This window comes from Novosphingobium subterraneum (genome assembly GCF_000807925.1).
GTDB lineage: Bacteria > Pseudomonadota > Alphaproteobacteria > Sphingomonadales > Sphingomonadaceae > Novosphingobium > Novosphingobium subterraneum.
In genome coordinates, this window is the sequence record NZ_JRVC01000001.1 from 381,114 (window position 1) to 400,152 (window position 19,039).

25 protein-coding genes and 1 pseudogene are annotated in these 19,039 nt (G+C 61.6%); 8 read left to right on the top strand and 18 right to left on the bottom strand.

Annotated features, from left to right (window positions below; all coding sequences use genetic code 11):
- Window positions 1-18: 18 nt before the first annotated feature.
- From trbC to NJ75_RS01865, 15 genes are all read right to left on the bottom strand, one after another.
- On the bottom strand, window positions 19-756 hold the full coding sequence (trbC, locus tag NJ75_RS01795) for a type-F conjugative transfer system pilin assembly protein TrbC (protein ID WP_039330799.1): 738 nt from the start codon (window positions 754-756) through the stop codon (window positions 19-21).
- 14 nt (window positions 757-770) lie between these two features.
- Complete coding sequence (gene traU, locus NJ75_RS01800) at window positions 771-1,796, bottom strand: conjugal transfer pilus assembly protein TraU (protein WP_039330801.1); 1,026 nt, start codon at window positions 1,794-1,796, stop codon at window positions 771-773.
- Entirely contained in the window at window positions 1,786-2,064 is a 279-nt protein-coding gene (locus tag NJ75_RS01805; RefSeq protein ID WP_039330803.1) for a hypothetical protein, read from the bottom strand. The genes traU and NJ75_RS01805 overlap by 11 nt, the downstream gene beginning before the upstream one ends.
- The gene (traW, locus tag NJ75_RS01810) at window positions 2,061-2,717 is read right to left on the bottom strand and encodes a type-F conjugative transfer system protein TraW (RefSeq protein ID WP_052241838.1); all 657 of its coding nucleotides are present in this window, start codon (window positions 2,715-2,717) and stop codon (window positions 2,061-2,063) included. The genes NJ75_RS01805 and traW overlap by 4 nt, the downstream gene beginning before the upstream one ends.
- A gap of 11 nt (window positions 2,718-2,728) precedes the next feature.
- Window positions 2,729-3,250 (bottom strand): S26 family signal peptidase, encoded by a 522-nt coding sequence (locus NJ75_RS01815; protein ID WP_236727033.1) that lies wholly within the window; start codon window positions 3,248-3,250, stop codon window positions 2,729-2,731.
- A complete protein-coding gene (locus tag NJ75_RS23180) occupies window positions 3,237-3,821 on the bottom strand; it encodes a TrbI F-type domain-containing protein (protein WP_052241845.1) in 585 nt (194 codons plus the stop codon). Before NJ75_RS23180 ends, NJ75_RS01815 begins: the two co-directional genes overlap by 14 nt.
- Entirely contained in the window at window positions 3,818-4,171 is a 354-nt protein-coding gene (locus NJ75_RS23185; RefSeq protein WP_022678009.1) for a hypothetical protein, read from the bottom strand. The genes NJ75_RS23180 and NJ75_RS23185 overlap by 4 nt, the downstream gene beginning before the upstream one ends.
- Entirely contained in the window at window positions 4,168-6,714 is a 2,547-nt protein-coding gene (traC, locus tag NJ75_RS01830; protein ID WP_039330807.1) for a type IV secretion system protein TraC, read from the bottom strand. Before traC ends, NJ75_RS23185 begins: the two co-directional genes overlap by 4 nt.
- 6 nt (window positions 6,715-6,720) lie before the next feature.
- Complete coding sequence (locus NJ75_RS23190; RefSeq protein ID WP_052241847.1) at window positions 6,721-7,395, bottom strand: hypothetical protein; 675 nt, start codon at window positions 7,393-7,395, stop codon at window positions 6,721-6,723.
- Complete coding sequence (locus NJ75_RS01840; protein WP_052241849.1) at window positions 7,392-8,228, bottom strand: DsbC family protein; 837 nt, start codon at window positions 8,226-8,228, stop codon at window positions 7,392-7,394. Before NJ75_RS01840 ends, NJ75_RS23190 begins: the two co-directional genes overlap by 4 nt.
- A 10-nt stretch (window positions 8,229-8,238) precedes the next feature.
- Window positions 8,239-9,531 (bottom strand): TraB/VirB10 family protein, encoded by a 1,293-nt coding sequence (locus tag NJ75_RS01845; protein ID WP_039330809.1) that lies wholly within the window; start codon window positions 9,529-9,531, stop codon window positions 8,239-8,241.
- Window positions 9,532-9,536: 5 nt separating this feature from the next.
- Window positions 9,537-10,337 carry a type-F conjugative transfer system secretin TraK gene (locus tag NJ75_RS01850; protein ID WP_039330811.1) on the bottom strand — a complete coding sequence of 267 codons (801 nt, stop codon included), beginning with the start codon at window positions 10,335-10,337 and terminating at the stop codon, window positions 9,537-9,539.
- Window positions 10,334-10,897 (bottom strand): type IV conjugative transfer system protein TraE, encoded by a 564-nt coding sequence (locus tag NJ75_RS01855; RefSeq protein ID WP_039330813.1) that lies wholly within the window; start codon window positions 10,895-10,897, stop codon window positions 10,334-10,336. Before NJ75_RS01855 ends, NJ75_RS01850 begins: the two co-directional genes overlap by 4 nt.
- A 1-nt stretch (window position 10,898) precedes the next feature.
- Window positions 10,899-11,183, bottom strand: coding sequence for a type IV conjugative transfer system protein TraL (traL, locus tag NJ75_RS01860; protein WP_039330815.1), 285 nt, complete (start codon window positions 11,181-11,183; stop codon window positions 10,899-10,901).
- 86 nt (window positions 11,184-11,269) lie between these two features.
- Window positions 11,270-11,521, bottom strand: coding sequence for a hypothetical protein (locus NJ75_RS01865; protein WP_407668280.1), 252 nt, complete (start codon window positions 11,519-11,521; stop codon window positions 11,270-11,272).
- Between the two features lie 422 nt (window positions 11,522-11,943).
- On the opposite strand from NJ75_RS01865, the gene NJ75_RS01870 reads away from it, so the two are divergent.
- From NJ75_RS01870 to NJ75_RS01880, 3 genes are all read left to right on the top strand, one after another.
- The gene (locus NJ75_RS01870) at window positions 11,944-12,318 is read left to right on the top strand and encodes a hypothetical protein (RefSeq protein WP_022678018.1); all 375 of its coding nucleotides are present in this window, start codon (window positions 11,944-11,946) and stop codon (window positions 12,316-12,318) included.
- 45 nt (window positions 12,319-12,363) lie between these two features.
- A complete protein-coding gene (locus NJ75_RS01875; RefSeq protein ID WP_039330819.1) occupies window positions 12,364-12,858 on the top strand; it encodes a hypothetical protein in 495 nt (164 codons plus the stop codon).
- A 148-nt stretch (window positions 12,859-13,006) separates the two neighbouring features.
- Complete coding sequence (locus NJ75_RS01880) at window positions 13,007-13,282, top strand: hypothetical protein (RefSeq protein ID WP_039330821.1); 276 nt, start codon at window positions 13,007-13,009, stop codon at window positions 13,280-13,282.
- Here NJ75_RS01880 and NJ75_RS23195 read toward each other — a convergent pair.
- On the bottom strand, window positions 13,262-14,119 hold the full coding sequence (locus NJ75_RS23195) for a lytic transglycosylase domain-containing protein (protein WP_052241851.1): 858 nt from the start codon (window positions 14,117-14,119) through the stop codon (window positions 13,262-13,264). The two genes, NJ75_RS01880 and NJ75_RS23195, sit on opposite strands and share 21 nt — an antisense overlap.
- Before the next feature lie 1,082 nt (window positions 14,120-15,201).
- Here NJ75_RS23195 and NJ75_RS24230 point away from each other — a divergent pair.
- Window positions 15,202-15,351 (top strand): hypothetical protein, encoded by a 150-nt coding sequence (locus NJ75_RS24230; protein WP_156135676.1) that lies wholly within the window; start codon window positions 15,202-15,204, stop codon window positions 15,349-15,351.
- Between the two features lie 188 nt (window positions 15,352-15,539).
- Here NJ75_RS24230 and NJ75_RS01895 read toward each other — a convergent pair whose 3' ends face one another.
- Together NJ75_RS01895 and NJ75_RS01900 are read right to left on the bottom strand one after the other, a co-directional pair.
- Entirely contained in the window at window positions 15,540-15,878 is a 339-nt protein-coding gene (locus NJ75_RS01895; RefSeq protein ID WP_039330825.1) for a YnfA family protein, read from the bottom strand.
- Window positions 15,879-16,008: 130 nt separating this feature from the next.
- Entirely contained in the window at window positions 16,009-16,413 is a 405-nt protein-coding gene (locus NJ75_RS01900; RefSeq protein ID WP_052241857.1) for a MerR family transcriptional regulator, read from the bottom strand.
- 83 nt (window positions 16,414-16,496) lie between these two features.
- On the opposite strand from NJ75_RS01900, the gene NJ75_RS01905 reads away from it, so the two are divergent.
- The 4 genes and pseudogenes from NJ75_RS01905 to NJ75_RS01925 all read left to right on the top strand — a co-directional run.
- On the top strand, window positions 16,497-17,123 hold the full coding sequence (locus NJ75_RS01905; RefSeq protein WP_039330829.1) for a cation transporter: 627 nt from the start codon (window positions 16,497-16,499) through the stop codon (window positions 17,121-17,123).
- The gene (locus NJ75_RS23665) at window positions 17,120-17,917 is read left to right on the top strand and encodes a DUF3703 domain-containing protein (RefSeq protein WP_082013220.1); all 798 of its coding nucleotides are present in this window, start codon (window positions 17,120-17,122) and stop codon (window positions 17,915-17,917) included. Before NJ75_RS01905 ends, NJ75_RS23665 begins: the two co-directional genes overlap by 4 nt.
- 163 nt (window positions 17,918-18,080) lie before the next feature.
- Window positions 18,081-18,248 carry a hypothetical protein gene (locus NJ75_RS24235; RefSeq protein ID WP_156135677.1) on the top strand — a complete coding sequence of 56 codons (168 nt, stop codon included), beginning with the start codon at window positions 18,081-18,083 and terminating at the stop codon, window positions 18,246-18,248.
- Between the two features lie 408 nt (window positions 18,249-18,656).
- A pseudogene (locus NJ75_RS01925) lies at window positions 18,657-19,039 on the top strand (TolC family protein); the annotation flags it as partial.

Below are 19,039 nucleotides of genomic sequence, written 5' to 3' on the forward strand. Positions count from 1 at the left end.
ATGAAAGCCGCACCGGGTTCACCGCGCCGTCCTCATGTTCGCGAGCGCGACCCGAGACACCGGTGCGCCCGGGCCGTTGGCGTCAGCAAAGGTTTCGAGCACATAGGCCACGCTCACATTGCCCGCGATCCGGTCGTGGGGTGGCGGCGCGGTTACGCAGTCAAGCTGGTCGCAAGGCTCAAAATCCGTCGAGAGCGCCACGAAGGTCGGCACCCGGTCGACACGGAGCGAGCGGAACAGCCGCGGGTCGATCGCGACGTTGGTGGCCCCCGCCTGGTCCACAACCTTGCGGATACCCGTGATGAAGGCTTGGGGATTGCCGGAGGAAAAGCCGCGGAAAACCACGACGCCCCCAGCCTTGGTCGTGTCCGCAATAAGCCCGGCGAGCGCGTCCTCCGGCATCGACAGGCTGGCAAAGGCGATGAAGAGCGGCGCGCCCTTGGGCTGAACATTGCCGGCCTTTGCGCCGGTTACGATCGCGTCGAAATCTATGGGGCCCTTGACCCCGCCCATGTCCGATACATCGAGATCCTGCACGGAAGCCTTGGCTGCATCGACGACACCTTGCGCCTCACTGCGATGCGCTTCGCTCCTCGCGGTGGCGAAATCGAACAGTTCTTGCGCATCGGCCTGCGCTGCGTGCCCGCGCGCCTCGATAGCCTGAATATCGATACCTTCAACGGTCTGGGCGAAGACCGTCACCGCAAAGCCTGCAAGACCGACACCTGTAAGACAGAAAGCGAGCGTGCGGTTCACTATCCCTCTCCCGGCTAAAGGACGCAGCAGTTGCGCTTGCGCCAGACAAGGAAGCCCACGTCTTCACCCTTCACAGGGTAGACCTGACCCGCCTTGGGCAAGAGCGTTGTGGCGCCGATGGGCGAACAGGCCTCGCGTCCGCTCACCATTGCGGTTGGGTTCACCTGCTGCAGGCGGTACTGGCTCTTCTTGAGGATCGGCATGAGATACTTGGAGCACAGCGCCTTCGGACCGCTGGTGCCCCAGGCCAGACCCTGCCGGTGCATCTTGTAGATCATCCGCTCGGCCGCGAGCCGGGCAGATTGCTTCATGCCAACGTTCGCGCCGATGTTGCCGTTCATCGGGTACATCGGACCCTGACAGCCAGAGCACCAGAACAGCTCATCCATCGGCAACTTTGTGCTCGCCGAAATGCAATCGGCCGAGCAGGCAGCTTGAGCCAACGGCGAGGTGAACAGGGCCGCCTCGGGATTGAGCAGCGTGGTCAGCTCATCGTCCTGCCAAAGCGGATCGATCTCGCTCAGATAGGCCACATCGAAGGAGCTTGCCTCGAGGCACAGAAAGTCCGTTACCACCTCCAGCCAGTAGAGCAGCGGGTAGATGTAGTAATGGACGTGGTACTTCGCGCTGTTCTGCGCCTGACCACCGACCTGTGAAGAGTCGGAGGCATAGCCATTGCCGATCGAGAAACCGGGATTGAGTTTGATCCCGCCGAGATTGGGGAAACACCACGGCTTTGTCGTGACGTCGACGAGCCGCACCGGCTCCCAGAAACCCATCGCAAGGCCAATGCGCGGAACAGGAGTGCCGCACGCACAGATCGGGAGGTCCGGATTCTTGGTGTCGGCCCGGGAGGACGGCCAGATCTTGAGCGAGCCGAGCGAGAGCGGGAACATGCAACCCCAACACACATCGGTGACAGGATTGACGAAACTGCCCGAGCAGCGGCCAGGCCCGGTCGGAAGACCTTGAGCCGCTGCCGGCGTTGCCAGCGCTGCTACCAGCAGAGCCACGATGGGAGTCAGAAGCCTACCCAGCATCCTGGTCCTCCCTGCCCTGCATGAGCCACGCATCGTCGGCTGCATTTTTCGCCTTCAGCCAGAGCCAGCCCTGAACAATGACAAAGGTGACGGTGGCGCCCAGCCAGGGAAACGCCAGAGGGCGTGATAACGTGCGCAGCTCGCCAAAGAAGAGAACTGTTGCGGAGAGCACTGCGCAGCCCATGATCACTCGGATGCGGGCGCCGCGCAGCATCGGCGTTTCGGGGGCAGCGAGCGGGACCGGCAAAAGATCGCGCCACCCGGTCATGTCGGCTGCCCCTTGCGGCGGATGACATGCTCGGTGACCTGAAGCAGATCACCCTTGCGCTCGACCACGGCGGGCGTGTGGCGGATACCGAAATGCGTTGTCAGGCGCCCATCCTGGTCGAAGTAGAAGCGCCGGCGATGCGTTTGCATCTGGGTGAACGGCGAGCCGTTGACGAAGATGATCTTGGCCGCTTCATCGCCTCCCCGCTGCATGGCCCAGGCGAGCTCTGCCGGATCGTTGCCATTGATGAAGACGAGCTTCTTCGAAAGACCCGTATAGCTCAGCGGATTGACGCGCTGACCTGCGACAGCAATGAGATTGCCGTGATCGTCGCGAATGTCGTTCTCGACCACGATGGCAGGATCAAACTCCCAGCTGCGGGTCTCGCCCGCAGGGCTCATTCCGGCAACAGCCACCGGCTGCTTGACCCGCTGCGTGACCTTCTCGGCAAACTGGCGGTTCAGCGCATCGATCTTGCCGCTCGCCTGCGCCGTATCGAGACGGGCCTTGATGACCGCCAGGAGGTCAGGCTCGATAACGGGCCAGGTCTGACCCATTTGTCCATGATCGACGCCCACGCGCGTGGGCGGAGCGGGCACGCCTGCACCGATCGCGAACGGCGCCAGCAGCGCAAGAAGGATTCCGCGCTTCACAGGCTTGCCCCTCACAGGATTGCCCTTCCGGTGCCAACCAGACGGTCGCGGCAGACAAAGCCGATATGCGCGTAGCGGCTGTCGAACCCGTCCTTGTGCGAGGTCGCTGCAAAGATGCAGCCCTTTGGCACTATGCCCAGAGGGCCTGCCTCGAGCGCGTCGCCGCGCTTGGTTACAGGCTTCAGCGATGCAACCTGCTGACCATTGACCAGAACGTCTGCGCCCCGCCGCGTCACGACGTCTCCCGGCAAACCGACCGCGATCTTCGCAAAAGGAGGCGGGTTGGTACCAAAGTACTTGGTCGTCACCCGGTCATGGCCCGGATGAAAGATCACGTAGTCGCCGCGCTTCGGGAAGCGGCCGCTCTCCACCAGGAAGGCCCAGTTTGGAAGCGAGTCCGAAACATTGACCATGAGGGCGTGCGTTCCGCTCCACCGGGCCAGCGCGCTGAAACCCATCGCGAGGGAGCTCAGCACGGCGATGACCGCCAGCTTCTGTACGAGCGAAAGGCCCTTGGGATCAGCGCGCTCCACCACCCTGCCCTCCGCCATTCGCGGCCATGAAGGCCTGCATCTCGGATTCGACGCGGGCCGCATTTGCTGCCGAGCCCTTTGGTCTCACGCCCGATCCCATGCCCTGCATCGCTTGAGCGGGCGTCGGCCGCGGGACCTTGGCATAAACGGCAGCCTTCACGCTTTGCGTCACGTCCGGCACATTGCCGCCAACGATGGCCTCGTGAACCAGCACGACTTTGCCGCTCTTGGAGAGGCTGGCGACAGTTTCATCGAGCGCCGCCATGAAGACAGCCGTCTCGCGTGCAGCCGTCGTTTCGTCCGCGCTCGAACGGGACTGCGCCTGCAGATATTCGCCGATGATCCCCTGAAGCTGCAGCTGGACGAACTCCTGCCTCGAGTCCGGCGAAGCTGCGATGTTCCGTGTCACCCAGGCGCCCCAGATGAACATGGCGATGCCGGCTACAAGCAAGACCAGTTCCCGCGTCGACATGCCGGCAAAACGGCGTTGCATGAGCGTTCCGGTCGGTTTTCGCGCCGCTGTCGAGACAGCCTCGTGGGCAGGTGGCAGCTCATCAAACAGATCTCTCATTGATCCTCTCCCCCAGTAACAAGAGGCACGGTAAGGGCAGCGCGAAGGCTCGCGCGGCGGAAAAAGGCGGTGAGCGCCACGACAGTCGCGAAGATGGCCAGCACGAGGGCCTCGAATTCACTCTGTCTGGCAGGGCCCGCTGCTGCGAACCGCGATGCCAGGTTGCCGAGCTGCAGCATCAGCCCTGCAAAGGTGAAACTGCCCAGCGCAACGAACACGAGCAGCCCCGTGCCGAGCGCCGCGAGCAAGGTCGTCGCGCCCCACCCTGCGAGGCGCAGGGCCACAAACAGCGTGTCCTGGCCGCGCTGGACAAGATCCGCCCTCTGCCGTGAACGAGGCAACGCGATCATTCCGCCGCCTCCGCCTGCTGGTAGCCTTCGGGAAATGCGACGGCCTCGATCGCGTCGTGCATCGCCATCCCGCGCTCGATGTTTGCCTCGATGCGCGCGAAGACGTCGGGGCTCGATGAGTAGAGTGCTGCTGAATAGCGGTCGAGGACGAGCCGTCCGATGCTTTCGGTATCGGGTCCGCGGATGAAGATATCCGAATAATCGGTGCCATTGCGCTTCAGCGAGCGCAGCAGCGCCTCGGTAAGGTTGTCCATCTCGAAGCGATCCGAGTTGCGGAAGTCCGAGATGGTCTCGCCCTTTTGCTGGAGGATCAGGAACCAGTCAGAGTTTTCGAGCGCGGCCCGCGAGCCTTCCGACTTGTAGTAATCGTGAATCGACTGGGTGGCCGTGATCAGCGCCCCGCCGTACTTTCGGCACGTGCGCGAATAGGTCTCGACGAAGTCGGCCATCGCACCGCCCTTGAGCATCTGCCAGGCCTCATCGATGATCAAAGGCTTCGGCGTCGCGCGGTCCATCCGGCGCATGACCTGCGAGGCGATGAACATGATCGACGTGAGAACAACGCCGCGCAGCTCCTCGCGGGTCGCAAGATCAGAGAGCTCGAAAACCGTCAGATCAGCGGACAGGTCAAGGTTGGCATCGCCCAGAAAGAAGCGGCCGAAAGTGCCCTTGGCCGCGAACGGCAGGAGCGAGGTAGCCAGATCATAAGCACAAGGGTGCTGGGCCTCCCCGAGCGCCGCGATAACATGGTCGACAGTCCCGTCACGGCCATGCTCCTCCCAGACGAGGTTGACCGCCTGGTCGATAAGCCCCCGTTCGGTGTCGTTCAGCCGGGTCTCATTGCGCGCCATCTGGGCGATGATCGATTTGAGCATCGCGAGGCAGTCGACCAGATAGTCATCGTCCTCGCGCGCAAGATGCTCATCGATCATCCGGAACGGGTTGATCGAGATGCCCGAGGACAGCTTGAACTCGGTGAACGTGCCGCCAAGAGCCTTGGCCATATGCTCGAAGCTGCGGCCATCGTCGATCACGATGGTCTTGGCTCCAACCCCTGCAAAGCTCGCTGTCAGATCCTGGAGGAGAACCGATTTGCCCGAACCGGACTTGCCTGCAATCGCAACATTGTGATTACCGGCAGTATTCTGGAACGGCGACCAGAACTGCGGTTGACCGCGCCTGCCAATGAACAGCAGATGCGGAATATTCCCCCCGACATACTCTCCCTGGATCGGCGCGATCGCTGCAACATTGGCCGAGCGCATCGTCCGCAGGCGCTTCATGCGTTTCAGATCATGGTCGAGCCCGTCGGCGAGGAGCAGCGGGAAGTGCGCCATAAAGGCGGGCAACTGGATATGGGTCTCGTCGATCAGGTCCCATCCCGTGGCCTTGTAGAGCGCTTTCAGCGTGCGCTCGCAGGGCTCGCCCCGGCCCTTGGGCGCGATGATCGAGACGGCATAGTAGCAGGAGACCAGCTTCTCGCCCTGCTTGACCCTGTCGGCCACGAACTGCCATTCGGCGGCCTCGGTGCGCAACTTGGGAACGAGCTTGACGCCCTTGCCATCGGCCAGCGATGTCGTTCGCGCGAACTTGTATCCTGCCCTTGCCTCCGAGGATTCCGGGCCCGGGATGATCCCGCAGACCGTCTGAAGCACCGGGCAGGGAAGACTGAGCTTGGGATTGAAGATGTCGCCGATGATCTTCTGGGTATCCCAGGGTGCCCAGCGATCAGGGAATCCTCGCACCGCCATGGTACGGACGTCGAACCGCTCGGGCACAAAGTCCTTCAGTTCGGGGACACCCGATGCGACTGCGCCGGTCGGCCGCAGCGATTGAGCATGGAGGACAAGGCGGTCCTTCTCGACATGCGTCACCAGGTCGCGCCGGACACATTGTTCGTTGATCGGATCGAACCTGTTGTAGTCCGGGACCTCGTCTCCTGCGCCATTCGATGGCGCGAGAATTTCGTCGAACAGGCGGATGAGATCGACTGGCGCGAACTGCCGGACCGGAACGTTGATCGATTCCAGCGCCGAAATGATCCCGTCGCGCATCGTGACGAGGTCATCATTGGTGAGACTGGACCCTTGCCCGATGCCCACCGACATCACGACACGGAAATTGCGCACGAAAAATGGTCCATCGCTCGCGAGCGTTGACCAGGCACCGGCGAGCAGCTTGTCGAGGCGGTGGCGCGCAAGTGTCCGGAAAACGCCCGAAGCCGTGAATCGGGGCAGCGCCCAGGCCTGCAGCATCTCGGCTACCCTGGGACTTGAGAAGTTTGTCACGCTGAAGCGCGTTCCGGGCTGAAGAATATCGGAGAAGATCGTGCCGATGATCTCGCTGACCCGGTCATTCGCACCCACGAGCGGTGCAAGCTCGAGAATGAAGCCTTTCGAACGGACCTGGTGGAAGATGCGCTTCTCCTCGTCGAAGGAGCGATACCCGAGAAAATGCGACAGCATCGGCACATCAGGCGCGCGGGCGCTGCGCTCCGGCTTGCGGCTGTCTCCCACAACGAGATCGACGAGCGAGCCCAACATCGCGCCTTACTCCACGACGCCGCTGAAAGCGGCAGGCTTGGGCCGGGCGCGGGATCCCTTGGCAGAAAGCCGCTGGGCAACCTCCGCCTGAATCTCGGCGATCGGATTCTTCGCGTCGGCCGTGGCGACCTCAGTCCCGCCCGCGCCCTTGCGAGGATCGGGCTTTGCGTCGCTCCCCTCCGGCAATGGCGCGAGCAAAGGCGGAGCGCTTTCTGCTGCGGCGAGAAGACCGCGACTGCGCGCAACCTTCGGACCCCGCTGAGCAATCTGTTCCATCGCGTCCCCGCGTCCGGGAAGCAGTGCTTCGGTGCTCACGACCCGGCGCGCATGCGTCGTGCCGCTGGCATCGGTGAAGCCGGGGAAGACCACAGAGAGCTGATAGCGCGGGGCGCTGCGCGCCACAGGCGCCGCACTTGCCAGATGCGTGTCGTGGACAGGCGCATCGATCCCGTCATCCATCCGATAGGGGCCGGCGGGATTGAGAAGGTCGGACGAACTCGTCTCTTCGATCCGGGCGAGCGCAGTATCGTCGATCTTGGAGGATGGGGCGCAGATGCCGTCGGGCGCATTGCAGCGGAAGTTCGCGCTGACATTGGTGCCAAGCGTCGAGCAACCCGACAGCAGGCTCCCGAGGACCGCAGCGACCATGACAGCTTGCGAACGCAGATTTCTGTGCATCATGATGCCTTTCCTTCGATCCAGCTGAGCAGGAAGTCGCGCGGGCGGTAGCCGTGGAGAACCGCGCCATCTTCGCGGACGATGACCGGCGTCCCGCTGAAGCCGTGCTGTCTTGCGAAGGCCTCGTTGGCATCGAGCCCGCTGGTGTCACAGGATCCTGCAGATGTGACCGCCCCGCCCTCGTACGCCTGAGTTACTGCCCGGCGCCGGTCGGGTGCGCAGATCACGGCCTCCGAGATTGGCCTTGTGCCGAGCACCGAGATCGGGCGCTCGATCACCTTGACATTGAGGGTCCCCAGCGTCTCGTGAAGCCGCTTGCAGTAGCCGCAGCGAAAGTCGCTGAAGACCGTTATGGTCCTGGTTCCACGGCCCATCACGATGCTGCCGTTCTTCGGCAAGGTCGCAAGGGCTGCCGGATCAATCCGGGCATCGGCTGCTGCAGACGGCGAACCAGTAGCGCCTGCCTGCGGCTTGGCCTCGGGCTCATCGCTTGCACCGGCACCGCCGACAAGCATGTCCGGGTTCATCTGGAGGAGACGGGCAGCCGTGAGGTCCTGTTTGGTCTCCATGTCGTAAACGCGCCCGATAATCAGGTAGCGCGCGCGATGGTCGATGTAGAACAGGTTCTGGCGGGCCTGAATCTCGCAGACGCCGTCGATGGACTTGCAGTCGATTGATGTGATCTCAGTCTTTGGCAGGCGCTTGGTCAGCGCTGCCTGGATCGAAGCGGGGTCACTCGCTGCCGAGGCATGAGCAACGGCCGCGATAGCGGCTAGGCCACTGGCTGCCAGACCTCCGGCTGCCGCGATCTGCCATGTCTTCCATTTACGCTCCATGGTGGTCCCCTCAGTTTCTGATGAAGGTGCCGTCGAGGAAGACGACCTCGACCGCCGCCCCGGTGGGCATCTCGACAACCGGCTGATATTGCTCGGCGCGCTCGATGAGATATTCCGAGACCGTAGTGCCGGCCTGCTGTCCGCCGCCGCCGAGCGCACGCAGCCCGATCTCGCCAGCGCCGGGGGTCCGTCGGCCCTCGCCCGCGATGATCGGCTGATTGAACCCTTCACTGAGCGCGTTGCCGACGCCGCTCACGAGACCTGCCAGAAAAGCCTGGGTGGTCAGTGAGCCCTCGCGGCTAACCACGCGGCCGCGCACGCCCACTTTGCCGCCGAACGCGATGAACCCCTTGACCTCCGATACCGCAAAGCGGCCGCCCGGCTGCGCGCAAGTCATGCGCTGGAGCTTCACATAGACCTTCTCCGAGGAGAGGTCCCCGTAGGCTGCGCCGTTGACCATGCACCCCTGCACCCGGGTCGCGAGGAGCTTCCCATCCCCGTAGACCGAGCGCGCGGGCCCGGTAATCCGGAGCAGGACGGGGAGCGGATCGCTCTGGCTGCGCGTATTCGTCGTGGCATCGACGCCGACCACCACCGTTGCCTTGGCAATCGAATTCGGGGGCAGATAGTTGGGCGAGTCCGTATAGACGGCGGGCGACTTTGTCGGGTCGATACGCGATGCCGTCCCGCTTGCTGACGTGAACGAGACCATCTGGACGTCGCTACCGCGGCGAACGGGCGGGGCTTCTGCCGCTCCGGCCTCTGGTGACGCCGGCACGCCCATCTCGCGGGCCGCCGCGACAGGTCCTGGCGCTGTCGGCCGCGCGTTGCCCCTCTGGACTTGCTGGCGCAGTTGCTCGTTCTCGCGCTCGTAGGCTTCCAGGACACGCTGGCCATCGCGCGCCATGGCCGCATTTTCGCCGCGCAGCGCCTCGATCTCGGATTGCATCTGGGCGAACTGCGCGCCCTGCGCCTCAAGGCCCTTGAGACGCACGTCGGTCGAGTTCATCTCGCCCTCGTACATCGCGACCCATTCCTGATCGACGCGCTGCCGGTTCAGAAGTGCATCGGTCGAGACAGTTGTCTTGGCCCCCTTCTCCGTCGCCTCTTCGATGGTCTCCTCGGTATCGAGGACATACATGGCCCCAGCCACCGCGATCACGCCGGCAAGACCGAACATCAGCATCTTCTGCCGCTTCTGGACCAGTGAGTTCTCTGCAATGGCACCACTCGCATCGAGGGTGTCATGTTCCTCAGCCTCGCTGGCATCGAGGTCCTTGGGTTTGCGCTTGAGGAAATCCATCTGACTTACCCTCCTGACGGTACGACGACGTAAGCGGCGGTGGCCTGGCCGCTGGCGAGGTTGGGATTGGAAATGCTGACCGCGATGGCGCCGTCTCCGGCGATGATCTCTTCCTTGAGCGTCATCGGCTCAGAGCCATTGTTCTCGATGCGCAGGACCTTCCCGGTCATGGTCGGGCTGCGATATTCGCTGACCAGCTGGACCTTCAGATCGCCGACATTGACCGGGGCACGGGCAGCATCGCTGATCTCGAAACCCGCAACGCGGCGCTGCTCGAACATGGCCCGGACGAGCGAGACCGCACGATCATCGAGCGTTGCAGAGGCCTCGAGCGACTGAGGCGCACCCTGAGGGTTTTCGAGATCGGCGTTGGCGACGAAGACCTGCAGCGCCGCTTCGCCCGATACCTCGCAGTCGAACTTGTAGACGAAGCCACGGCGCGTCGTCCCGAAGAACGAAATATTGCGCTTGGAATAGCCGTCCGGAACGGAAAGATAGATGTCGCCGCGGGTCGGCTCGTGCACGATTGAGAAGTCTTCCTGCGGAACACCCGCCTGGACACGCGAGACCGAGACAAACTGGTCATCCTTCAGCGAAATCCGGGTAAGGTCCGACTTCGACGCCTGGCAGCGCACCTCGCCATTGTCGGCTGCCAGAATATGCTCGTCGGCGAGAGCCGGAACGGCGGTCAGAGCGAGCGCGCCGCCGACCAGTACGACCCCGCACAAGCGAAGGAGCTGGCAGTCAATGCGGGAAGCGAGGACGCTGCCGGTCGCAATCAGCAACGAAGGCACAATCGGGTTCATTGTTCCTGCTCCTTCTTGACGACCACGCCAAAGCCCTTGAGGCGGAGCGAGACGCCGGTGTGCTGCCAATGGAATTCGAAGATCTTGTGTTCGCGGCGGACGTCGCGCGATCCGACGATCGTATGGAGCACGCCGCCGACCTGACTGGTCAGGTTCTCGGGGTCCGTGCGGATCCAGTCGATCGTGATGAACTGGGTGACCTGCGAGTCCTGTTGCTCATCGATGATTTTGAGAAGGTTGGCCTTGAGCGGACCGCGCGCCTCGGGCGCGGCAATCGCAATGAGCCCGTCGAGCCAATACTGCAGGTTCTCAGGTGACCGATTGAGCGCAAGCTGTGCCGTGTCGCGGGTCACCGCCTCGAGATATTCGGGGCTGACCGCCGCTGAGCTCAGCACCATTTCGCTGGGAAGGATCGGCTGAAGGACAACCTCCCGGTCCCGCGTCGTTGCCGCGACGAACATCACCAGCACCAGGGCGCCGAGAATGATGCAAGTCAGAGCCAGAATGTTGCGCTGCTTGAGGGTCCGCTGCGACGCCTCGTGTGCGAATGAGAGTTCCATGTCAGCCCGCCATCACACGCAAGTGGGAAGGCGGAGCGACCTTCAGACCGAAGAATTCACCCGGCAAATGCCAATAGGCAAAATGCAGGACCCAATACATCGAGCGCCCAGCTTTGAGTTTGCGGTACCCAAGCCATGCAGCAACGGCCAGAAGCAGGCCTATGACAACATGCTGCGCCAGAATTCCCCAGGTGAACGGGATCACCAGCACGAGGAATTCATCAAGCGACCAGAACCCGATCAGTTCGGGATCGTCGAGATGCTTTGGGATGGAATACTTGTCCAAAGATCGTCTCCGCCAGAAAGGTTTGCTGCCATTCCCATGCCGGTGATGGAGCAGCGCCCCCCGTTCGCGATGACCTGTGCTCTCGCTCAGATCGTCGCTGTGACCGTGGAAGTGACGATCGGCACGCCGGTGCCAGCGCCCACGCCGACGCCGACGGGGATCGCGACCTGGCCGAGCGAGAAACGCCCGCTGGCCATGGCAACGATGCCGCCGGCGAGCGAAAGCACGGTGACGATCCGACCGCCCGAACCCTCGAGGAATCCGGTGAAGCGGGTGAGCGCGGTATTGAAAGTGTTATCGGTACCGGCCATGGCAGCTTCGACACCAAAGACGCTCATGGCGGCAGCGACAGCAAGGGCGACGGCGAACGTCCCCCCTGCCTGCTTGAGATCGTGGACCTTCATTGTCTTCCCCTTCTGGTTGACCAAATGACGTGGTGCGTCGTCACCAAGGGGGCCGCAGCCGAAAGGTTTTCTCAATCACTGTTGTGTAGAGCGAAGTCGGAGAAGTCCGCGAATCACCGTTTTTGATGCCAGGTGGTCCGATTTTTGATACCGGGTGGCTCGATTTTTAGGACCACGTGGTCATGGATTCAGGACCACGTGGTATCACCAACACGCCACCCTGGTCCTGAATCCCTGACCACGTGGGTCTGTTTTTCATACCACCGGTCCGAATCGTTGCAGCTGCTCGGGGAGGCGATAAGGAACCGACGCCAAGGGGCCCCGATCAGTAGCGAACAATGGCGGGAGGAAACGCAATGGCCAGCGGAAAAGAGGTCGTCCACGAACTGCTGGTGAGTCGGGATGCTTTTGTGATCATTGCGGACGCCATCAAATGGCTGACAATAGAACGGTCGAAGTTTCAGCGCCTTAGAGATGTGATCACAGATGTGATCCGCGCTCCAGACCTTTCCAATCAGGAATTGCTTGCCGCATTCAACCGGCACAGGCCCTGCGATGGGCGGGTTAGGATCTATCTCAGATTAAGCGGCGCTCTGAATGCCGAATTTGACACCCTCAAAGCCCGCCTTGGAGAGGTCACAGGCGACCAGTGCGGCGTGCGCGAGACGGTGATCTTCTGCGCCCTCGCCATCAGTCTGCGCCAAATTTCTCTTGCCAAAGCCGCATTTTAGAATTCACATCATGCAGTTGCATAGGGAGAATTTACGGAGACAAGGATGGGTCAGGGGGCGAACCCAAACGAGCGCAAGAGCTGTCATAAGCTGCAAGCTGAGTACGCCGATTTGATCAAGTACCAGATGAACCGGCAGGGGATCAGTCTTCGTAGGCTCGTCGATGAGGGGATCATCAAGAGCAGCCACCGCAGCGGTCTGTTCGAGCGCATCGCTGATGGCAGTGTGTCGACAGCCGAGTTTAACCGGATCAACGAAAGGCTCGGCATCGATCCCGTCAGAGCAGCGATCGCCGTTCACTGCTTTGTCAGCCCGGAATCCTATGAAGACCCGTGCTGCGAAACCTCTGCCCACCTTGCCATTGCCCTCGCGCTTCAGCTCAGCGAGGAGATGGCCGCGTGCGATGGGACTTTTGAGCCGATCCGCGAAGCCCTTTGCCACGGCATCGCGCAGCGCACCTCGAGCGCTATAGCCAGGCACCATACAGCGCTGGAAGCACGGCGGCACGACCCTGCGCTGTTTGACCGCCCATTCGGCTGAGCAAGCGAACTGCTGCATCAGCCAAGCACGCACGCTTAGTAGAAGCGCCGCTGATCTATTGATGATATGGTCACTCAGCTTGGGACATGTTCGCCGCCAAGCTCGCTTTGCGGAGCAATCGCCTCCAGGATCAGGGACCAGTCTGCTGGTGAAGCAAGAAGCGCTCATTGCCTGGACATCGCTCTATATTGCGGTCGGCATCATGGCGCTGATCGGCACCGCACTTTCGACAATCGTGACCCTGAATGAATGGCGAACTGGCCGATGGGCTCCCGCCTGCACAAGCACGCTCGACAAGGCATTGTTGCTCCCGAAGCTTTGGCTGCGCTGGCAAGCCAACTATCTCACCGGCACACCTGTGATCTTGGCGATCAGCCTCTACTATGCCTCCAGTATTGGTTTTTCAGTTTTCCGGGACATCTGACCCTCCAGCGAACGCAAGAAGCCTGACCGACCTGAAGAGGTTGTCCGCTTCTCGCCGGGCAAGCGAGACTGGCGGGGCAGAGCTTCCGCTGAGCGATGCAAGTATGGTGCGGACATAGCTGCGCGTTTCAGCAAAGGGCGGAACTCCGCCATGCTTGTCGACGTTGCCCGGACCGGCATTGTACGCAGCCAAAGCAAGATGCCACGAGCCATAGCGATCGAGCTGCTCACGCAGGTAACGCGCTCCGCCGCGGAGGTTTTCGACAGGGTCCCAAGGATCTGAAACGCCAAGATAGTTTGCGGTCCCCGGCATCAGCTGTGCCATGCCCATCGCCCCGGCAGGACTACGCGCAAAGGGCTGGTAGCGGCTTTCATGAGCAACGAGCGCGTCAAACAGCCGCAGGGGAACGCCGGCTTCGCAAGCGGCTGCGGCGACGTGGCGGAAATAGAGACGGCGTCGCGATTGTGCCATCTCGGACAGGTCATAGCGCGGGAAGTACCCTCCAGAGAGACAATCGGGACCTGGCGCGAGGCTCGATGCATTCACCGGCACGGGAATGACGGTGGAGCTTCCGCGTCTCATCCAGGACGGGATATAGAACAACGGGGGCGCGGGGCTGACAGGGGTGATCTCCTGCTCCTCCGCAAACGCTGTCGCTTCAGTCTCGGGAACGGGCTGCTTGGCTTGCAGCTGCGCGTTGGGACTTTTGACAACCACTCCGGGCACCAAGAGCGCGAATTCAGAGGGCGTGCTGCTCGAGAAGTCCTCAAGCTTGACCTCTTGGGCGACGGCTTGAGAATTTAGCGCGACAAGCGCTGCGCTGAGGTAGATTTTCATAACCACACCTTTCGGCATGGCTTAGGAACCGCCAACTAAGGTTATCGAGATGGCTCCGCTGGCGCAAGCGTCGTATGGATTTGGAGAGGTAAGCACCGCAACAGCATCTGCCGCCCAAGACCCGGTCGTTCCTCGCCACACATCAAAGTGACCGTTTTTGTCGAAATCTGCCACTCAGCTTGATCGAGCGGACCGAAGCTGCGACCACATCGCGTATCATGGTCGAACGAACGTGGACCGAAAATGTGATCGGCCGTTGGAACTGCATCGGCACCGGAGTTCATCACTGCAATAGACGCAGCGGAGTGGTGCTGTAGGGTGCGCTTACTTGCAGGATGCAGTCAGTTATCTGGCTTCGGCCAGCACAGAGATTAACGAGAGTAGCTGAATTTGCTGGGTTGGTGCCATTGGCGTCCACAGCCCCTAACTTCAGCTTTGTGCCCAAATTTTGCTCATCTAGTTTGTAGGTGAATGATCGAGGAAGCTGTCGATCGCTCAGGCGTCAACCTAACATCCTTGGCTAGCCTGGGGGGCCGTAAATCCGCATCACTGAAGCCCTCTGATTTTTTGCATTTCGGGGTGCTAGTCTGAGACTTGCGGGGCTCACAAAAGGCGAGAAGCCTTCTGATATCGCTAAGAAGCTTGCGTTGCTCGAAGCTGCGTTAAGCTTTGCGCGAGGCTGTGTAACTATGTCTTTGATCACGTCGAACACAGTGGTATGGACCAAACGGTGACACAGCGCCTCTTTCTCTATCTCGCGGCATTTCTTGCCGCGCTGCTACCCATAGAGGCGACCTATGCAGCGAACGGTTGCGCGCCGATGGCAGAGATGAACGCGGACGCAGGCGACTGCAGCGGATGCATGGATGATGAGCGCGGGCAGTGTCAGAGCTATTGCTTGGCCTTGTGCCAGACGCTTCCGGCAGCGCGCGTTTCGTCGCTAGAGCCGCGCGATCTTTCGTCACTCAATTTTCTAGCGCTTCTCGAAAAGTTTCCGCCCCTGCCTAACGGGGGGCCGGAACCGCCGCCTCCCCGAATGCTCCGCTGATCGACGGAATTCAATTTCAACGGAGATAAACATCATGAAGAAGTACATCATCACGGCAGCAGTGCTGCTCGGTTCCAGCTCAGCTGCTTTTGCCGCCGCGCCGGAGCAGGTCGCATCGCTCGCAATGTCCTGCTGCGACCTCGTGCTCGCATGCTGCGAGGCTGCAATGGACTGCTGCCCGTAAGGGACTAGCCAAGGCATAAGGGCGGGCGTCCGGTCACCAACTGGGCGCCCGCTTTCTTTTGGACCGCTCTTGCGCGAATGCCTAACAGTCGAGCAAGCCTCGTAAAAGCTATTCATTATAGCCTTTAACTTATTGGCATTCGGGATGTTCACGAAATGCTTTTCGAGTGACCATCCCAATTGCAGCCATCAGGCTGATCGTCCCGGACCCACCAGAATCAATCCTGCTCCGACGAGACAAATCGCCGCGCCAATGACATCCCAGCGGTCGGGTCGTGCGCCTTCGACACTCCAAAGCCAAATCAGTGACGCTGCGATGTAGACGCCGCCATAGGCTGCGAATGCGCGGCCCGCAGCGGATGTATCGACCAGCGTGAGGAGCCAGGCAAAAATCGCGAGCGACACCATGCCCGGCGCAACCCACCAGGCAGATTTGTCGAGCCGCAACCATGCCCAGAACGAGAAGCAACCGGCGATCTCCGCCAGCGCGGCGAGCGCATAGATGAGTCCGGTTTGCAGGGTTGGCATGGTTAGTGCTCGATCCGTGGCGATAGTGGGGCTGGGCAGACCATTGCCGGGTGTCGCAGCATCGTCAACGCGGTCTGGTGGATCCATGCACGCGAGGCCGAAGCGTTGGCGCCAAAGCAGCGATCTTCGATCACGTTGCGGTCAGCGTGCGCGGGGCGAGGGTCTCGATGATCTTGCAGTCGGCCACGGTCCCGTGACGGCAGGATCCGATGACCCGGTCCAGTTCGCCGCGCAGTGCGCTCAGATCGGCGATCTTGCGGTCGATTTCGGTGAGGTGGACGCGCGCGATTCCGTCAACGGCATCGCAGGATTGGGCCTTGTCATCCGACAGCGTGAGCAGTTCGCGCACGGCTTCGAGCGTGAAACCGAGATCGCGGGCGCGGCGGATGAACGACAGGCGCGCCAGATGATCATTGCCATAGGCACGGTAATTGGCACTTGTCCGGGCGGGTGGCGGCAACAACCCGATCTTTTCATAATAGCGCACCGTCTCGACCTTCGTCGCCGTGGCGCTCGCGAGTTCGCCAATTTTCACTGCCACTCCTTCGGGCTTGACCCTATAGTTGCTACAGGGTGTAGATAGAATGCCGACTCGCAGATTGTCGAGAAGGCAAAAAGATGGCTGATGATTGCTGCAAGGCCGCGTGCGGAACGACGGCAACTCTGAACGACCCGCGCTGGCGCAGGGCTTTGTGGATCGCGCTCGGCGTGAACGCCGGCATGTTCGCGGTGGAAATGGCGGCAGGGGCCGCTGCGGACAGCCGCGCGTTGCAGGCGGACGCACTCGATTTTCTGGGGGATGCCACCAATTATGCGATCAGCCTGCTGGTCGCCGGGATGGCGCTGGCATGGCGCGCGCGGGCGGCGCTGGCCAAGGGGCTCGCCCTCATCGGTCTGGGTGGTTGGGTCGTGATCACAGCCGTTCTGGCGGCGCTCGGCGGAGCTGCACCCGAGCCTGAACTGATGGGAATCATCGGCGCGCTCGCGCTGGCGGCCAACACCGGTGTCGCCATCATGCTCTACCGTTTTCGCACTGGAGACGCGAACATGCGCTCGGTCTGGATATGCTCGCGCAATGACGCGATCGGCAATATCGCCGTTATGGCGGCCGCACTTGGCGTGTTCGGCACCGGAACAGCCTGGCCCGACCTTATTGTTGCAGCGATTTTGGCACTGCTCGGGATCAGCGGCGGCATTCAGATTGTCCAGCAGGCACGGCGTGAATTGCGGAGCGTTGCGGCATGAAGGTTTCCCGTTCGACACATATCGCGCTCAAGCCGGAAACAGTCTGGGCCGAGGTGCAGACGGCGCGCCTGCTGCAGCATATCGCCTGGCCGCTGGTGCGCTTCATCCCGGTCGATGACGCGGCGTTCGACAGGTTTCGGCCTGGCGAGCGCTATGAGGTCAAGCTCCGCCTCCTTGGCATTATTCCGTTCGGGACACAGTGGATCGTGACGTCCCAGCACGAAGCTGCCGGCACCGAATGGCCGAAGCGTCTGCGCGATGACGGCTATAGTCACCTGATCACAAGGTGGGACCATTGGATTACGGTTGCTCCGTATCGGAGCGGGGGGACACATTACACCGACGAGGTTGAGGTGTCCGCCGGCTTGTTGACCCCGCTTATCTGGGCATTCGCGCAGATCTTTTATTGGCACCGGCAGGGACGCTGGCGGGAGCTGGCTAGAAGCCTAAGCGCGCGGCGGGTAATTGCGGCCGAAATGGCGGCATATCGGTCAGCTGAAGCTTTAGGAAATCATGGCCTTGCCTGGCGCCATCTTGAACGGGTGCACATTATTGCGCAGCCCTTTTGGGGCCTCCATCTCGCCATTCACGGCGCAATGTTCAGTCTCGCCATCCGGCAGCGCGATTGGAGCGAAGCACTTGGCCAGATCTTCCGACTGCTTCTTGCACCGATCGGCGCGCTGACGGGAAAGTTGCCGATCGGAAATACCGGGCGGTCGACTGTGAGCGCCTTTCAGCCAATGCCAATTCCACCTGATCTTCTTGAGCTCTTGCAAGACGGGATAGGCAAATGACCCTAGGCGTTCACGGTTGCTTTTTACGGTCGGTACGAGTAGGTCATTAGCGTGCGGGCTATGTTCCTCCTGTTATGGCTGGCTATCGGCCTTGCCTTTGGCGGCGTTGAATCGCCGGCTGCAGCGCATAGTGCGAGCGGGTACGACAGCGTCATGATGCTGGATGCTCACGCTGATCATGCAAACATGGACGGGCACCGGAATAGTTCCAGCGATGACGGTGGCCCATGTCATGGGCTGGTTCATCATCATTGCAGCATCGGACTTGCCAGCGAAGGGACAAGTGATTTTGGTCTGCCACTGGGCGGCGATACCTCGCATTCAGCCTTGAGTAACGCCGTTCTGAGTTCGTTCGCTCAAGCGCCTCCCCTTCAACCGCCGTCAGCCTGAACCCAGTCGCTCAGTGCACTCGGGCCATTGCGCCCGTGTGCCATTTGCACCTGTGTTCAGGAGTTTTCCATGCAATTGCTTTTGTGCGTCCCCACCCGGGCGGCGATGCTGGTCGCTGCCTCGCCAGCGCTGGCTGCCTCCCCCTTTATCAGCGGTAGCGAAATCGAGCACCCACTTGCCGATACTATCCGGCTAATCACAACCCGGACTGTTGCGGCTAACTCCGTGTCTCTCCCTCTGCGCAGGGCATATCCCACTCCAAAGACAAGACGCGCCGGCAAAGGTCAATCGTCCGACTTGCCGATTGGTCACCCATGCAGGCCGGTCTTTATGACGGAGCGCCATCTCGATGCATAAGATTTTTGTGACTTTCTTAATCGCCGCCTCATGCGCTTCGATCGCCCATGCACAGGTCGGATCGATCGCACCCTTTTCGCAAGATTCGCCAGTTTACACGCTTGAACAGGCAGTCAGTTCAGCTGGCGGATCCGCACCCGCCACGGAAGCAGCCAGTGCTGCGGTCGAGGCAGCGCGCGCGGGTCGCACCGTTGCGGGCTTGCGGCCGAACCCGGTCGTTCAAGGCCAGGTTGAGAACGTCGTCGGGTCAGGTCCGTATCGGGGCGTCCGCAGCGCGGAAACCACGGTCGGTTTTGCAATCCCGATCGAGCTAGGCGGCAAGCGCGGCGCCCGCGTCGCGGTCGCCAATGCGCAATTGTCCCGGGCCGAGATCCA

Excerpts from the sequence above, each read along its gene's own strand:
- traC (WP_039330807.1), bottom strand. The coding sequence starts at position 6,714 with ATGTTGGGCTCGCTCGTCGATCTCGTTGTGGGAGACAGCCGCAAGCCG.
- NJ75_RS01805 (WP_039330803.1), bottom strand. The coding sequence starts at position 2,064 with ATGACCGGGTGGCGCGATCTTTTGCCGGTCCCGCTCGCTGCCCCCGAA.
- NJ75_RS24230 (WP_156135676.1), top strand. The coding sequence starts at position 15,202 with ATGAAGAAGTACATCATCACGGCAGCAGTGCTGCTCGGTTCCAGCTCA.
- traU (WP_039330801.1), bottom strand. The coding sequence starts at position 1,796 with ATGCTGGGTAGGCTTCTGACTCCCATCGTGGCTCTGCTGGTAGCAGCG.
- NJ75_RS01855 (WP_039330813.1), bottom strand. The coding sequence starts at position 10,897 with ATGGAACTCTCATTCGCACACGAGGCGTCGCAGCGGACCCTCAAGCAG.
- NJ75_RS23185 (WP_022678009.1), bottom strand. The coding sequence starts at position 4,171 with ATGATCGCGTTGCCTCGTTCACGGCAGAGGGCGGATCTTGTCCAGCGC.
- NJ75_RS01845 (WP_039330809.1), bottom strand. The coding sequence starts at position 9,531 with ATGGATTTCCTCAAGCGCAAACCCAAGGACCTCGATGCCAGCGAGGCT.
- NJ75_RS24235 (WP_156135677.1), top strand. The coding sequence starts at position 18,081 with ATGCTCACGCTGATCATGCAAACATGGACGGGCACCGGAATAGTTCCA.
- NJ75_RS23190 (WP_052241847.1), bottom strand. The coding sequence starts at position 7,395 with ATGATGCACAGAAATCTGCGTTCGCAAGCTGTCATGGTCGCTGCGGTC.
- NJ75_RS01840 (WP_052241849.1), bottom strand. The coding sequence starts at position 8,228 with ATGGAGCGTAAATGGAAGACATGGCAGATCGCGGCAGCCGGAGGTCTG.
- NJ75_RS01850 (WP_039330811.1), bottom strand. The coding sequence starts at position 10,337 with ATGAACCCGATTGTGCCTTCGTTGCTGATTGCGACCGGCAGCGTCCTC.
- NJ75_RS01875 (WP_039330819.1), top strand. The coding sequence starts at position 12,364 with ATGGGTCAGGGGGCGAACCCAAACGAGCGCAAGAGCTGTCATAAGCTG.
- NJ75_RS01895 (WP_039330825.1), bottom strand. The coding sequence starts at position 15,878 with ATGCCAACCCTGCAAACCGGACTCATCTATGCGCTCGCCGCGCTGGCG.
- NJ75_RS01905 (WP_039330829.1), top strand. The coding sequence starts at position 16,497 with ATGGCTGATGATTGCTGCAAGGCCGCGTGCGGAACGACGGCAACTCTG.
- NJ75_RS23195 (WP_052241851.1), bottom strand. The coding sequence starts at position 14,119 with ATGAAAATCTACCTCAGCGCAGCGCTTGTCGCGCTAAATTCTCAAGCC.
- NJ75_RS23665 (WP_082013220.1), top strand. The coding sequence starts at position 17,120 with ATGAAGGTTTCCCGTTCGACACATATCGCGCTCAAGCCGGAAACAGTC.
- NJ75_RS23180 (WP_052241845.1), bottom strand. The coding sequence starts at position 3,821 with ATGAGAGATCTGTTTGATGAGCTGCCACCTGCCCACGAGGCTGTCTCG.
- NJ75_RS01870 (WP_022678018.1), top strand. The coding sequence starts at position 11,944 with ATGGCCAGCGGAAAAGAGGTCGTCCACGAACTGCTGGTGAGTCGGGAT.
- NJ75_RS01865 (WP_407668280.1), bottom strand. The coding sequence starts at position 11,521 with ATGAGCGTCTTTGGTGTCGAAGCTGCCATGGCCGGTACCGATAACACT.